The sequence below is a fragment of the Ignatzschineria sp. PL_is040 genome, assembly GCF_055813795.1.
In genome coordinates, this window is the sequence record NZ_JBVPGU010000021.1 from 1 (window position 1) to 1,760 (window position 1,760).

Here is a 1,760-nt window from a genome sequence, read left to right on the forward strand (position 1 = left end):
TACTTTTTGATTTGTTGGTAAATTTGTTGGTAAGTAGACGGCTATTAAAATCTTTTCCTTAATGTTATTAATAGCTTATCTTAACAAGATCGAATTACTCCTTTTCCGCCATATTCATCAAAAACCCTTGTTTAATTCATTGAATTACAAGGGTTTTTTGTTATCTATCGAAAAGCCGTACCCTCGTCTGTACCCTGAGCTATCTTGACTCCAAAAAGATGGAGAGCCAAAAAAGAATAATGCTTTAGAAATTCTTGCATGCCCTGTGTGCCCATAGTGCCCAATGTTACCTATATGAAAAGAGTGGGCACTTGGGGTATTAGACTATTTATTGGTATTTTTAGCAATGTTGTCGTTCTTTTATTAGAAGCTGAATTGTTGAGTGATATATTTTTCTGAATGATAGGAAAGTCGTATATTTAGCTATTGATCTGATTTTATAGGTCTTTTTAAAGATGAAAGGAAAAACAGTAATATTTATGAATTTTCTCGATGCCCTGAATGCCCACAGTGCCCAATGTTCCCTATATCAAAAGAGAGGGCATTGGCTTATTGAGCTATTTACTTGTATTTCTAGTACCGAAAACCTTTTGTTCGCTTGAAATGGAAATTTATGTATTTCCAATATAACTACCAACGTACATTTTATTATGTTAAATAATAGGGAGCTATTTAATATCTAAAACCATAAAAGGAGATCGTAATGCAGTTTGCAGAATTAAAACCATTTTTCAGGGATCATACCGTTTGGATGTTGGGTCATGAGTTGTATTGGTACGAGTTGATGTGGGAATCACTCATTAGTAATAAGGGTTTGAGTGATCGAATGAAAGAGCATAAACACGAATCTTCACTTTTAGCGATTGCATTGGTAGATCTCTATCGAGAGTTTGTACAACATGCCCAAGACGAATATTGGTCTGAAGGGGAGTTAGATACGGCTACCCTTAAAGATTGTGATTATGACTCGATGTGTAGAGCATTCAATATACCGGTACAAACTATTTATGATTTTTACAGTGAAGAAGATATTTTGATAGAAGAGTGGGATGAAGAAGATATCCAGGACATATTATCAGAAGAAAGACCAAGTATGGCCGAGCTCTACTTTACACATGGAGCTGATCGATACCGAAACAGGATTTTGTCGGTGATTAAACAAAAATATAGCCTAGCTGATCTTTTTAGCTTAATGACCAACACTTTTGCGAGTGATCGTTATAGCCGACATCGTTACTTAGAGGATTATGATTATCAGGAAGTCTCTATAGAGGATACTGCAAGTTTCATCCGTAGTGCCGAAAGTAATCAAGATGATTTTCTGGACGATATGGACTTTATTCGCGGATTTGAATGGTTAGCAATGGTTTATTAACCTCATGAGAAAAGGGTATTTAATGAAAAAGGTTGTAGTATTACTGTCAGTTTTATTATTGGTCGCCTGCAATGATCCACAAGAAGAGCAGAAGATAAAAATCACAGATCAGGGGACAGGGGCAGATAAGACGATGGCTTTAATTGAGAAAAGAAAGCAAATGCAGCATGAAGAAGAGCAAAGAATTAGTGAAGAGAATGCTAAAAAATTAGAGTCTTTTATAAAGTCTCTGGAGGGAGATAAGTAATTATTCAGGATTTATGCTTCATGTAATTAGGGGCTGTTGAACATTGAGGTTTAAAATAAAAAAGCAAGCGGTAGAATATTATCGTCAAACAAAACCTACCACTTGCTATGCCTCGAACCATGCTTACTGATAAACTAT

General features: G+C 35.5%; 2 protein-coding genes. Both read left to right on the top strand.

Annotated features, from left to right (window positions below):
- The first annotated feature begins 703 nt into the window (after nt 1-703).
- Nucleotides 704-1,375 (top strand): hypothetical protein, encoded by a 672-nt coding sequence (locus AC0SAP_RS10255; protein WP_473384098.1) that lies wholly within the window; start codon nt 704-706, stop codon nt 1,373-1,375.
- A 22-nt stretch (nt 1,376-1,397) separates the two neighbouring features.
- The gene (locus tag AC0SAP_RS10260) at nt 1,398-1,622 is read left to right on the top strand and encodes a hypothetical protein (RefSeq protein WP_473384099.1); all 225 of its coding nucleotides are present in this window, start codon (nt 1,398-1,400) and stop codon (nt 1,620-1,622) included.
- Nucleotides 1,623-1,760: the final 138 nt, after the last annotated feature.

Bases quoted from the DNA above. Each gene is read 5' to 3' on its own strand.
- AC0SAP_RS10255 (WP_473384098.1), top strand. From the start codon at position 704: ATGCAGTTTGCAGAATTAAAACCATTTTTCAGGGATCATACCGTTTGG.
- AC0SAP_RS10260 (WP_473384099.1), top strand. From the start codon at position 1,398: ATGAAAAAGGTTGTAGTATTACTGTCAGTTTTATTATTGGTCGCCTGC.